Origin of the sequence: Ruminiclostridium cellobioparum DSM 1351 = ATCC 15832, assembly GCF_000621505.1 — a bacterium.
GTDB lineage: Bacteria > Bacillota > Clostridia > Acetivibrionales > DSM-1351 > Ruminiclostridium > Ruminiclostridium cellobioparum.
In genome coordinates, this window is the sequence record NZ_JHYD01000023.1 from 74,696 (window position 1) to 87,663 (window position 12,968).

Consider the following 12,968-nt stretch of genomic DNA (forward strand, 5'->3'; position numbering starts at 1 on the left):
AAATGATTAAAAAAATATATAACAATAAGCACTTTTGCAAGTACTTCTATTTCCTTTTACAGGTTTCACGCAATATCATTTTTGTATCATAGCTATAGCTGAAAAATCCTTTTTTGTTTCTTTTTATATTTGCAATAAGCTCGGTTACAGCTTTATCAACTATATCATAAACCGGTGTCGACACTGTTGACAGAGCCGGCCTGATTAATGACGAAAGCGGAATATTATCAAACCCTATGATGGAAATGTCTTCTGGTACCTTTATATTATTCTCTTTAAACAGATCCATGGCGGTTATTGCCATATCGTCATTAGAAGAAAATATTGCACTTGGAAAATTTCCTTTTTGAATCAGTTTTTTAACTTCATCGGCAGTCTTGGATTTTATAAAATCACCATGCAGAACAAAATCCTTATTAACTTCCAAGCCATGTTTTTTCATAGTATCAAAGAAAGCTTCATATCTCTGCCTTCCCGAATATGTAGACAGTCTTCCCGCCAACAGCCCAATCTTCTGGTGTCCTAAGCTTATCAGGTATTCAACTGCCTGAACAGTACCTTCATAATCATTGGAGCCTATTACAATCAGATTATTATTATCTGATTTGCTCCTCTTTATCTCTTCAGCATCATAATCTATTAAAGCCACAGGGAAACCTCTTTTAGAAACATTTATCAGAACGTCTACTTCCCTTTCTGTTCCGATAACAATTCCCCCATCAATCCTCTTTTGAAGAAATACTTCACTGACTTTATTATAATCATTCTCGCAATAAATTATATTGACAAGAACGTAAAATCCCCTGGCATTGGCACATTCTACCACCGCATCAACAAATTGCGTAAAATAATTGTTGTTATACAATCTGTTTGGATTATCAGTGTCGGCAATACTAACTATAAATAGTCCAATGGTATCATTTTGTTTTCCTGCCAATACTCTTGCACTGGTATTAGGCTGATAATTGTATTTTGATATTACTTCGAGAACCTTTTTCTTGGTATCCTCCGGCACATTAGAGTAATTATTTATTACTCTTGAAACAGTACTTCTGGATACTCCGGCTATTTTAGCAATTTCTTCACTTTTCATTCAAATCCACCTTATCCTAACTACGGCCTAATGTTTATTTACTCATTATTAAAATAGGGCTAACGCTATACCAAAGCGCTAGCCCTATTTTACATCTATTTGGTAATTAAATCAAGCTAGAATAAATATAGTATCTAAACTAATTACTTCTTTGCTGCAAGAAATGCATCATACTGTGTCTGCATTTCCTTAAGTACCTTTTCAACGCCTGCTGTTTTGAGTTCTTTATCCATCTTAGCAACTTCGGCGTCAACATCCTTAACAGAACCTGTGAACAACTGCTTGTAGTAGTTCTGAACAACACTCTGACAAGCTGCAACTTCTGCTTCTACATCCTTTGGGTTGAATGCGAATCCAAGGCTGTCGAGAGCTGTAGCACTGTCATTGAACTGTTTGAATTTTTCCCACTTCTGTGGATCATCAACATCCTTCACCAGATAATCCTTAAACTGGTCACCGAATCTCCAACCGTTACCGGCAGAAGCATAACCCTTGTTATCTGGTTTCATAGCAATAACATTATCAGAAACCTTGTCATAGTGAACGCCTTCCAAGCCGAATGAGAACATATTTCTCAATGTCTTATCCGTATACAGCATTTCTATGAATTTGAATGCTCTGTCCGGATTCTTTGACTTAGCAGGGATAGCAAGCATTGATCCACCTGCTTCACGGTTTGTTTTAACTGCAGGAGTTAAATTAAGCTGTACCCAATCAATTTTCGTAGATATTTTCATTTCAGCATCCTTACCAGGCTTCATTGATTGTGAATTAGCAAAGTACTTGCCTGAGGTCATAAGTGTAACCTGACCTTCTAATGTAGCTGCATCTGCAGGGATCCAACCCTTCTTGTAGTATTCCTGCATCTTCTTGTAATGAGCTATTGATTCAGGAGCTGTAAACTGGTTAACAACTGTAGTCTTGCCATTTACAGGATATAATGCACCTGGAGCATCATCAGCACTTAAATTGTCCCAATCTAGTAATTTGAAAGGAGCATCCATCTGTACTGGTAAAAGTGGGTAAATGCCTGGTTCATTCTTCTTAATCTGTTCAAATACTGGTTCAAGGTCTTCCATCTTCTTTATACTAGCTATATCAACCTTGTACTTGTCAACAAGGTCTTTCTTGAGTAGGAATCCCCACTGATGAGCCTGCTCTTTGTTTGTATTTACAGCATAAATTTTTCCATTAATTTTAGCAGAATTCAGGAAGTCTTCTCCATCGATCTCCCTTATAGGACTATTTTTTAAATAGTCATCCAATGCAAGGAAAAATCCTTTTTGTGCATTGTTTTTGTAGTCAGCTGCCCAGCCTGCTGTAAAGACAACATCAATTGCTTCTCCTGCCGATAACATTGCATTTACCTTGTTGTCGTAAGCAGTACCATAACTGAATACTTGCATTTTAAGATTTACATTGAGTTTGTCTTTGAGATACTCACTTGCCTTCTGGGCAATCATATCTACATCAGGGTCCGCCTGAGGACCGGCCAAAATCCATGTGAGATCTACAGTTTCAGCTGGAACAGTTGCTGTTGCCTCAGCTGTTGATGATTCTGCAGCTGCTGATGACTCTGCAGCTGTTGATGCTGCTGTTGATGAGTCAGAGCTGGCTTTGTCTCCACCACAGCCTGTTAGTGCTATGGCCAGCATAAACACTACAACCAAAGCTAAACATAAATACCTTTTCATTTTCATTTAATAGCCTCCTTCAAATTTGTTTAATCTATAGCAACCCTAACGGTTGTTATCACCAGAAACAAAACATTAACCTTTTACCGCACCAACGGTAAGTCCTTTTACAAAGTATCTCTGGAAGAATGGATAAGCAAGAATTATAGGTCCTATTGACAACACTGCTATAGCCATACGTGCACCTTCACTAGGTAATGACTGCATTGCCAGCCCTGCATTTGAGAAACTTGTACTTGATGTTGCCAAGAATTGGATTGTTTGCAATGTTTGATACATAAAATACTGGATATTATATAATTTGGCATTGTTAACAAATACCAAAGGTAAATACCAGTCATTCCAATAATTCAATGTACAGAATAATCCGATTGTAGCTAATCCTGCACGGCACAATGGGAGAACTACTACAAAGAATGTTCTGAACTCTCCGGCTCCGTCTATTTTTGCAGATTCAATAATTGATTCATGAACAGTAGTCTTATAGAAAGTTCTCATTATAATTACGTACCAAGCGTTCATAAGGTAAGGAACAATCATTATCCATATTGAATTTTTTATTGGTATTACAGTGGTATAAACAATATACCAGGGAACCAGACCTCCACCAAAAATCATTGTAAAATATGCAAGAAAAGCAAACTGTGTCTTATACCTAAAAGAACTTCTTGATAACGGATATGCATACATACAAATTATCAAAAGACTTAGTATTGTTCCTACAATTGTGACAAATATTGAAACACCGTAAGCTCTCCATATTACATCGCCTGCAGCAACAATGTATGAGTATGCGTCAAATGATATCTCTTTAGGAAAGAAAGTGTAGCCGGATACCAGCAATTCCTGTTCATTCGTAAACGAGATGATTATTACAAATACTATCGGCAATATACAAACCAGAGAAATAATAAGAAATATTAAATTAATGAAGAAATTGGAAAACCCTGATATTTCACCAATTTTTCTATCTTTGTTCAAATTTAAATCCATGTGAACCTCTCCTTAAAATAACGCTTTGTCTTTGTCTATTTTTCTAACAACCATATTTGCAGTAAATACTGTTATACACCCGACAACTGCCTGATAAAGACCAGCGGCAGCAGTCATTCCCATATTGTTGGAATTTCTAAGCGCTTTATATACATAAGTATCAATGACGTCCGTTACAGAAGCAATAGAACCACTGTTTTTGGTAACGTTGTAGAAAAGTCCAAAATCTGCATTAAATATTCTTCCGACGGCAAGTAATGTCATGATTATCATTATCGGCTGAAGCAACGGCAATGTAATGTGTCTTATCTGCTGCCATTTTGAAGCACCATCCAAAGATGCGGCTTCAAAGTATTCGGAATCTATACCTGCAATTGAAGCTATGTAAACAACGATATTGTACCCAGTATATTTCCACATGTGGAAGAACGTTAATATGAATGGCCAGGCTTTCGTTTCGGAATACCAGTTTACAGGGTCTAACCCGAACATGCTCAAAAACGTCGTATTGATGAATCCCTTGTCCATACTTAGGAAAGAATAGGCCAGATAGCTTACTACAATCCATGATAAGAAGTATGGTAAAAACATTAAACTCTGATAGGTCTTTGATCCCCTTTTATTCCTGAGTTCATTCAAGGCTATCGCAAGTGCCACAGGAACTATAAGGTCGAGTGCTATAAATACAAGATTGTACAATATCGTATTTCTGGTAATATTAAACGCATAAGGCGATTTAAAGAAAAACGCAAAATTATCAAAACCAACAAATTCACTTCTTATTACACTGTCAAAAAAGTTATTAAATAACCGATATCTCTTAAAAGCAATTACAACACCGAACATAGGGAGATAATTGTTTATTAACAACACAATTGCACCCGGTACCAGCATTAAAAAAAGTGCACCGTTAGTTCGAATTTCAGAAAAAAACCCGCGTTTACGCTTACGAACCGTTACATTTTCTGAAGACAAAAATAATCACATCCTTATTAGAATTTGTACAATAGAAATATTTTAGTAAGATTACATCTATATGATATAAATTTCATTACGAATTCTAAATAGACATAATTGTAATATTGTGTTAATAATTGCAGTCATGAAAGTGCAAGATTATACAACAAAATAATGCCATATACTTTATAGATATATGACATCAAAACAACAATATATTTAACTTTCGTTATTTTAGAATAAGAGACTCTCTGTATTCCGACGGAGTCATACCTGAATACTTTTTAAATATCCTGGAAAAATAGTGCGGATCTGAAATGCCTACTATCTCTGCCACTTCATAGGTCTTATATTTTACATCCTTGAGCAGTTCCTTGGATTTTTCTATCCTCACATCATTAAGATAGTCAACAAAGCTTTTCCCAAGTTCCTTCTTAAACATTCTGCTTATATAAAACGTGCTGACATAAATATTTTCGGCTACTTCATTAAGGGTAACCTGCTCACTGTAATGCTCCTGGATATAATCTATGGCTTTTCTGAGAATAAGCTTGATGCTCTTGTTGTTAAAGTTGTTAACCTTATCGGCTATTCTTACTGCCACATCCTCCAATAATGAATTCAATTCTTCTGCGCTCTCACTTTTTTCAATCAGGTTAAGAAGGCTGGCAATATCCCTGCCCTCCTCATGTCTCTTGTCTACTTCAATAGCCGATACCGAAATTCTGATGTTATTGATCGAGGATAAAGTGGTATAGTAAAAATTCTTCATATAATTGATGTTAATTTTGGTAGTAGTAACATATCTGGCTATATTTTGAGTTGTAACCTTTACCAGTCCTTCGTTGCCGGATTTTATGCTTTCCAGCAGCTGTTTCTGGTACATGTCAAGTGTTGAATAATCCTCGTATCTAAAAAAGGAGTTCAAATCGCTGTATTGTATGATTGAATTAGTACCCATATAGCTTTTATATTCCAGCGAGCCCAAACATTCCTTTAATTTATCGGGCAATTCCATGGCAGAAACTCCGACCGAGCTGACAGCAATTGTAACGGTAAACCCAAAGCCATTATTTATCACTTCCTGAAGATAACTGCATTTTTCACTTACTTCCTCTATATCCAAAGGTATCCTGTCAGGCTTCTGTATAATGAAACCAACCCTGCTGCTGTTGAGCATTATAGACAGGACTTCGTACTTTTCGGCAAATATCTCCTCAAAGGAGTTAACAATACCAAACTGATAAAGATGTTTGTCATACTGGGAGCTGTTGGATTTTTCATCATAGTCATTTTCCATAACAACCAGTACAAAATTTTTAATACATATATTAAAGAGCTTCATTTTCTCAGTTATTTCATATTCATTGGTATTCAGTCCATAAATAATATCATATAGGAGCTTTTCTCTGAGAATTGGTATACTTTGTTCAAACAGTACTTTAAACCGGTCTATTTCCAAATGTCTTATTTTCTGATCATTGATTTCGTTTACCGCTCTTGTAAGCACCGCAGTAAGTTCCTCAATCTTTGACGGCTTCAATAAAAAATCAAAGGCGCCGAACTTGATAGCCTCCTGTACATAGTCAAAATCCCTGTATCCCGTAAGTATTATTATCTTTGAATACGGCACAATCCCTTTTACCTGTTTTATCATACTTAAGCCATCCATGCCTGGCATACGGATATCAGTAATAATTATCTCGGGCAGATATTTTTTTATCAGTTCGATCCCCTCAATGCCATCACTTGCATCTGCACATACTTCACAGTCCAATTGTTTCCAATTGATGATGTTTTTTATTCCTTTTCTGATAATGGATTCATCATCAATTATTAGTACCTTGTACATAAAAACCCTCCTTTTTATAACTCTGTGCAGGTAAAGTAACAGATACCTTTGTGTAAATATTCAATTTGCTTTCAATGTTTATACCATATTTTTCGCCGTAAAAGAGCTTGATCCTTCTGTTAACATTATCAATGCCAATACTTTTGTTCTTTTTATTGCCTAAAGATTTAAAATATGTATCGTTATCCATTTCCAAACCTTTATTTAACTTTACAAGTTCTTCCGTTGATATACCGTTGCCATTGTCAATTACTTCAATAATCATCAATTCTCCGCGTATACCCGCTGTGAGCGTTATGATCCCTTTACCCCTGCTGTTTTCCACGCCATGGTATACCGCATTTTCTATAAGGGGCTGGATCAGAAGCCTTGGTATTTTTATGTAAAGCACCTTGGGGTCGACTTCCTTGTTAAAGGTAATCCTGCCTTCAAATCTTCTTTTAAGCAGGGCTATATATTTGTCTATATACATGAATTCCTCTTCAATTGTTATGAGCCTGTCATCCCTTCCGATACTTGCCTCAAGCAAAGTGGAAAGATCCGATACCGTGCTGCTTATCTCAGGAACATTGTTCAGCTGGGCCATCCAGTTAATTGATTCCAGAGTGTTGAAGAGGAAATGGGGATTTATCTGTGACTGCAATGCTTTTAATTCAGCCTCCTTGCGTGTGATCTGCTCCCTGTATATCCAGGTAACCAGGTGATCAATTTCTTTTGTCATGTTGTTGAAGGTTTTATGTAAAAAACCCAACTCATCTTTTCTTTCTATCTCTATATAACTGTCGGATATATTGTCAATATTCATTCCTTTCATGGCCTTAACCAACTGGTTTATAGGTTTGATCATATCAAAGGACATAAAGATACTCACAACAGATAATATCAGGATTGAACCCATGCACAATAATATAATCCGGTTTCTGAGAGTTTTCACATCTGAATAAAGTTGATTCAGCGGGATATAGGTCACTATTCTCCACCCTGGTTCCGACAGGTAGGTATGTGCAACAAAGATATTGTTCTTCTTATCTAAAAAAGAGTTTTTATCATTTGGAATATCCTGTATTACCTTTTTATATTTGTCCAGGGCAGCTTTGTTTTTATAAATGATAATTTCATTATCTGAGGACAAAATTGTAGTGTTCTGCATAACCTCCGATTCAAGGCCCTGAAGTACAAAATCAAAAAATTGCATATTTATCTCAACAACAAGTAAACCTATTTCCTTATAGTTATCCCTGTTATATATCATTCTGACCAAATATGAATTCTGAACGACTCCGTTTTTTGAATTGAAAAACCATACAACTTTACCGTTAGCGGCTGCAGCTGATTTTCTGATTGGTGTATAATTCTGAAGAACTATAGACTTGATATTTGATTTGTCTGAGTTATTACTATTATCATATATAAAAAACCGTTTCTTGTTTGTTACGATACATATGGACTGTATTTCATTCCTGGTCATTACGGCATTGAGAAATACGTTATTTAGTTTGCTTCCTACTTCATAGCTGTACAGCATGTTTATATTATTGCTGTCTTCATTTATCAACGCTTCATATATACTTTCATCGCTGCTCAGATCCTGGGATATAACGTTAAGATTTCTGACCGTATCCTGAAGTCTTAATTCAATAAGGCTCAGTATATCCTTGGAGTATGAAAGGGATTTATTTGTAATGATTTCTTCAGAACTTTTAAAGCTGAAAAACCCTATGAAAACAAGAGGTATCAATATCTGGATGTACAGTACCAGCAACAGCTTTTTCTTTATAGAAATGTTCCTGTAAAATTGTAATGCATTCATTAGTTTTGAAAACATTTCCGAAGTAATTTTATTCAACATTTTGACCTCTTAGTTCCTTATTTTCGCAGCCGGCTTTATTATTTGGCCAATAATTAATTTGATTGGATTTTTTCCACAGCCTGCTTCCAGATTTCTTCGGCAGTCTTTTTACCCTCCAGGAAGTAGGGGAACTGTTTTATAACTATATCATTCCAGGCACTTCTGTCTATAACATGATCCGGAATTGAAGTCTTGTTTTCTTCCAGGGTCTTTTCATATAAATCAATACTTTGCTGTGCCAGTGAACTATACGGTGTTTCCTGCTGGATTTTAAGATTGCTTAACAAGGCAGTTTTCTCATAGAAAAATGTAGCTGTCTCTTTGGAGGTAAGATACTTTAACAACAAAATTGTATTTTCCTCTCCTGTTGGTGTATCCCAGGCACTCCTGCTGATATAAAAGGTTCCTCCGCCCAGACCGGTAGGGATTTTGGGACTGTTGTTATTTATTGAAGGAAAGGGAATCATTTCAACGCTTTGGTCATATTTATCAAAATAAGGTATGAACCAGGAACCCTGAACTATCATGGCAGCTTGTTTTGAAAAAAACAGTTGGTTTCTTTCATTACTGTTGAGAGTGAGTGCATCATTGGGAAAAGCTTTCATATCGTACAGCTCTTTCAGGTATTTCATTGCATCAATATAATACTTATTGATCTTCCCGTCCACTATGCTTTCCTCAACACCCTTGCTGCCGCCCAGGTTGGCTATCATATTCTGGTATATATAGGATCCTTCTGCCGAGGAATTATAGGCTATGGGTATTATACCGTTTTCTTTGAATTTTGTAATAGCTGCTTTGAGTTCCTCATAATTTTCAGGTATTTTAACCTGATATTTATTAAAGAGGTCCTTATTGATGAAAAGTCCTTCAAATACCAATTCGAACGGTATTCCATATATTCTGTTTTCATAGGTTGTAAGGGAGAAGCTGGACTCTTTGAAACTGTCCATCCAGCTTCGGTCTTCCTTTAATTTATCGGTAAGATCGGCCACTTTATTTGCCTTTATAAGATACTTTATGTCTGAGCCCGGCCAAAGACCAAAAACATCAGGTTCATTTCCTGATGCAAATCTTGTCTTAAGAGTCGGTAAATATTCATCTCCAAATATTGATTGATTCGATATCTTGATAGTACTGTTTTCATTTTCAAACTTGGCTATTATTTCTTTTAAACTTCCAGCTTTACTGTCAACACCGCCCCATGAAGTCATTAATTCGATTGTGGTACTCTTGGTCGGTAATGCAGGACTTTTTGACTTTTCGGATTCTTTTGTTATGCTACCTGCACACGCGACCATTGAAATGCCAAATATAGCAACAGCTATAATACTCAAAACCCTTTTTGAGTATTTCATGAATTTCACCTCACTCTACACAGATTTAAAGACAGCGTCATTTAGGAAATGGCAGTAAAGAAATATATCATATACAGTTATTATAATTATTTATCAGTACAATTTGCAATAATAAAATGAAAAAAGCTGCACGGAAAACTGTGTTCCGGCAGCTTTTTTCATTTTATTAAATAATTGATAATTTTATTTCATTGTTTTCATCCAGGTCAACGCCAACCAGTGACCCCTCTTTTATGGTTCCCTTCAGGTACTCCTCGGACAACCTGTCTTCAATATAATTCTGAATGGCACGTCTTAAAGGTCTTGCGCCAAACTTGATGTCATAGCCTTTTTCCAGTATGAATTCCTTCACCCTGTCGGTTATATTTATTCTGATATCCTTATCTCTCGCTTCGGTATATACCTCTTCAAGCATTAATTCTATTATTTGCTTAAGCTCCTCATTGTTCAGCTCGGTAAATACAATTACCTCGTCAATCCTGTTTAAAAACTCAGGTCTGAAGGTCTCTTTGATCACATCCTTTACCTTGCTTTCCAGAGTGGCATAAGCGTTGTTTGCAAAACCGATGCCGCTTGACTTAAAGTTGGTTCCGGCATTGGATGTCATAATTATTATTGTATTTTCGAAACTTACGGTTCTTCCGTGGCTGTCTGTCAGCCTGCCGTCCTCAAGTATCTGAAGCAGCATGTTGAATACATCGGGATGAGCCTTTTCAATTTCATCCATCAAAATTACCGAATAGGGCTTTCTTCTGACCTTTTCTGTAAGCTGTCCTGCATCATCATATCCCACATACCCCGGAGGTGAACCTATGAGTTTGGAAACAGTGTGTTTCTCCATATATTCGGACATATCAAGCCTTATCAGTGCTTCCTCACTCTCAAACAATTCCATGGCCAATGCCCTTACAAGTTCGGTTTTACCAACACCGGTGGGGCCTACGAATATGAAGGAAGCCGGCTTTTTCTTTTTCTTGAAGCCCGATCTGCTTCTTCTGATCGCCCTTGAAACTCCTTCAACAGCCTTGCTCTGACCTATCACACGCTTATGCAGCCGGGTTTCAAGATTGATGAGCTTTTCCGATTCCTCTTCACTGAGCCTTTGTATTGGGATTTTGGTCCAGGCTTCAATGACACTTGCAATATCGTCTATTGTCAGCTCAACATCCTTACTTGTATCTTCGATATCTTTTATAAGTCCGATTAGCTTACATTCGTGAACCTTTAAATCGGCTGCCTTCTGGTAATCTTCTATGGAGTCTGCAGAAATAGCGGTTTCCTTTTCTTCCTGGACTCTGCGGAGCTCATCCTTGTATGATTGGAGTTCTGCAAGTTTTACATTTCTGAGGTTTGCCCTTGAACCTGCCTCATCTATGACGTCAATTGCCTTGTCGGGCAGCATTCTGTCCGTTATATATCTCTCAGAGTAATTAACAGCCGCCTTAACAATTTCATCGCTGATCTTTACCCTGTGATATTCTTCGTAATAGTGCTTTATCCCAATTAATATTTCAATGGATTCCTCTATGGAAGGCTCATCCACTATAACAGGCTGGAATCTTCTTTCAAGAGCCGAATCCTTTTCTATATGCTTTCTGTACTCATTGAGAGTTGTGGCTCCGATAACCTGTATCTCACCTCTCGACAAAGCCGGTTTGAGTATGTTGGCCGCATTCATGGCACCTTCGGCTTCCCCGGCTCCCATTATATTGTGAAGCTCATCTATAACAAGAATTATATTTCCAAAGGATTTGGCCTCTTCTATGATTCCCTTCATTCTGCTTTCAAATTGGCCCCTGAACTGGGTACCTGCTACAACACTTGTCATATCCAGCAGATAAACCTCTGAATTAAACAGTTTCTGAGGAACGCTCTTTTCGGCGATTCTGACGGCAAGCCCTTCTGCTATGGCAGTTTTTCCCACACCAGGCTCACCGATTAGAACAGGATTGTTTTTTGTCCTCCTGTTCAATATCTGTATAACCCTTTCAATCTCCCTGTTCCTTCCGATCACCCTGTCTATGGCACCGTCTTTTGCCTTATCGATCAGGTTTGTCCCGTACATGTCAAGGTACTTTTTCTTTTTAACAACCTTTTTATCCTGTACCTTGGTCTTGGTTGAATTCTTTTCCTTATCTTCCCCGTTGCCTTTGTCCTGGCTACTGACAGCCGGTACCTCAGTGTTTTGATTGTCCGCTGTTTTGGGAAAAGCTTTATTCAGCATTCCAAAAAACGGATTTGTCTGATTTACATCACCTGCATCTGTCTGTAAAGCCTCCAGCAGCTCATTGCCCTCCATATCCTCAAGCATATCGCCAACCTGCTTGCTGATGTTATCAAGCTCATCCTCCGTCATTCCCGTCTGTGATAAAAGCTGATCTATGGGCTGTAAATTCTGCTTTCTCGCGCAGCTGACACAAAGCCCTTCCTGTACCTGCCTCCCGTCAACTATTTTAGTCACAAAAACAACTGCTATATTTTTATTGCATACTGAGCATTTTATCATATTGACCTCCATTGATATTTAAATGAACCGTGTTGTTGAGGTCACTATTCCGACCTCCCATATTTTGAGTACATTCCATTTTTGTCAATTTCTCCAGATAGCATATTATAACCGCTTATGGAGGTTATAATAGTGACTCTTTTTCAGCATTAAAATAAAATTTATTATTTCATGGTCAATATTTTACCTCTTGTCCGGTCTTATTACTATTATGTGATGCACATAATATATACCACTTATACCGATATTTATAACCGTTATATTATCTTTTTAATATATAAACATGGAAATACCCCATCTTGCAACTTTATATATACATATATACTATATTATTTCCAGAAATGTCTATAATTTTTTAAATTTTATATTTTCCCTTTTACTCCAATATGTTTTTAATAGTATAACACAAGTATACTCCTAGGTCTAACAGCTTTTCAGTTGTTTTTGCTACTATTAAGTTATATTCGTTATTAATTGCAAAACAAATTAATTAACCGTGTCTATAGTCTTTCTTGCGTGTTTATACGTCCTTAATCCCTGTTTTGATTTTTCAATATGTAAATATTCTGTTACCGGATTAAATAAATTTGGAAAAAAGGAAACGGCAAATTAAACCAGGCTTAATCTACCGTTTCCTTTTTTAAGTATAGAGTTAAAATTTATATC

The 12,968-nt window shown here is 36.8% G+C and carries 8 protein-coding genes; all 8 read right to left on the reverse strand.

All coding sequences use genetic code 11. The features are described 5' to 3' along the window. Positions 1–46: 46 nt before the first annotated feature. Entirely contained in the window at positions 47–1,093 is a 1,047-nt protein-coding gene (locus tag T344_RS0109010) for a LacI family DNA-binding transcriptional regulator (protein WP_027628428.1), read from the reverse strand. Between the two features lie 143 nt (positions 1,094–1,236). Further along, positions 1,237–2,793 (reverse strand): ABC transporter substrate-binding protein, encoded by a 1,557-nt coding sequence (locus T344_RS0109015; protein WP_027628429.1) that lies wholly within the window; start codon positions 2,791–2,793, stop codon positions 1,237–1,239. A gap of 69 nt (positions 2,794–2,862) precedes the next feature. Further along, the gene (locus T344_RS0109020) at positions 2,863–3,780 is read right to left on the reverse strand and encodes a carbohydrate ABC transporter permease (protein WP_051571704.1); all 918 of its coding nucleotides are present in this window, start codon (positions 3,778–3,780) and stop codon (positions 2,863–2,865) included. A 12-nt stretch (positions 3,781–3,792) separates the two neighbouring features. Next, on the reverse strand, positions 3,793–4,755 hold the full coding sequence (locus tag T344_RS0109025; RefSeq protein ID WP_034860934.1) for an ABC transporter permease: 963 nt from the start codon (positions 4,753–4,755) through the stop codon (positions 3,793–3,795). Between the two features lie 211 nt (positions 4,756–4,966). Further along, a complete protein-coding gene (locus T344_RS0109030; protein WP_027628432.1) occupies positions 4,967–6,589 on the reverse strand; it encodes a response regulator in 1,623 nt (540 codons plus the stop codon). After that, on the reverse strand, positions 6,567–8,438 hold the full coding sequence (locus T344_RS0109035) for a sensor histidine kinase (RefSeq protein WP_027628433.1): 1,872 nt from the start codon (positions 8,436–8,438) through the stop codon (positions 6,567–6,569). Before T344_RS0109035 ends, T344_RS0109030 begins: the two co-directional genes overlap by 23 nt. 53 nt (positions 8,439–8,491) lie before the next feature. Further along, on the reverse strand, positions 8,492–9,796 hold the full coding sequence (locus tag T344_RS0109040) for an ABC transporter substrate-binding protein (RefSeq protein ID WP_027628434.1): 1,305 nt from the start codon (positions 9,794–9,796) through the stop codon (positions 8,492–8,494). Between the two features lie 166 nt (positions 9,797–9,962). Further along, a complete protein-coding gene (locus T344_RS0109045) occupies positions 9,963–12,302 on the reverse strand; it encodes an ATP-dependent Clp protease ATP-binding subunit (protein ID WP_027628435.1) in 2,340 nt (779 codons plus the stop codon). Positions 12,303–12,968 lie beyond the last annotated feature (666 nt).

Excerpts from the sequence above, each read along its gene's own strand:
- T344_RS0109010 (WP_027628428.1), bottom strand. The coding sequence starts at position 1,093 with ATGAAAAGTGAAGAAATTGCTAAAATAGCCGGAGTATCCAGAAGTACT.
- T344_RS0109015 (WP_027628429.1), bottom strand. The coding sequence starts at position 2,793 with ATGAAAATGAAAAGGTATTTATGTTTAGCTTTGGTTGTAGTGTTTATG.
- T344_RS0109020 (WP_051571704.1), bottom strand. The coding sequence starts at position 3,780 with ATGGATTTAAATTTGAACAAAGATAGAAAAATTGGTGAAATATCAGGG.
- T344_RS0109030 (WP_027628432.1), bottom strand. The coding sequence starts at position 6,589 with ATGTACAAGGTACTAATAATTGATGATGAATCCATTATCAGAAAAGGA.
- T344_RS0109035 (WP_027628433.1), bottom strand. The coding sequence starts at position 8,438 with ATGTTGAATAAAATTACTTCGGAAATGTTTTCAAAACTAATGAATGCA.
- T344_RS0109040 (WP_027628434.1), bottom strand. The coding sequence starts at position 9,796 with ATGAAATACTCAAAAAGGGTTTTGAGTATTATAGCTGTTGCTATATTT.
- T344_RS0109045 (WP_027628435.1), bottom strand. The coding sequence starts at position 12,302 with ATGATAAAATGCTCAGTATGCAATAAAAATATAGCAGTTGTTTTTGTG.